Source organism: Streptomyces chisholmiae, from assembly GCF_031845445.1.
GTDB lineage: Bacteria > Actinomycetota > Actinomycetes > Streptomycetales > Streptomycetaceae > Streptomyces > Streptomyces chisholmiae.
On the sequence record NZ_JAVREO010000220.1, the window covers coordinates 1 to 437 of the forward strand.

1 protein-coding gene is annotated in these 437 nt (G+C 70.9%); it reads left to right on the forward strand.

Translation table 11 applies throughout. From position 1 onward, the window contains the following. Positions 1–346 (forward strand): LuxR C-terminal-related transcriptional regulator (locus RM844_RS32900; RefSeq protein WP_311671092.1); only part of this gene is annotated, 346 nt, incomplete at its 5' end. Positions 347–437 lie beyond the last annotated feature (91 nt).

Sequence of the window (437 nt, forward strand, 5' to 3'; positions counted from 1 at the left end):
CCGGCGTGAAACCGAGGCGGTCGGCGTCGGGCAATGGCTGGACCGCATCCGAACCCTGTCGGCAGCCCGCACGGCCCGCGGTGCACGGTCGTCGCTGACGGCGGCGGAGCTGCGGCTGTTGCCCTACCTGGCGACCCATCTGTCTCTGCAGCGCATTGCCGACGAGCTGATCCTGGGCCGGGAAACCGTGAAGAGCCAGGCCCCGTCGATCTACCGGAAGCTCGCCGTCGCCTCGCGCGCCGCGGCGGTGGCCGAGGCCGGCCGGCTCGGGCTGCTCAGCGAGTCCGCGCGAGCCGCCGCGCGAACGGCAACAGCATCAGAAACTCGGCGATCAGCACGACGGTGATCATCACGACCACCTTGGGATCGTCGAAGTTCTGGCCTGCGACCACGAACGCCGCTGCGGCGTTGCGCTGAGCGGTCCCCAGCGCCAGCAC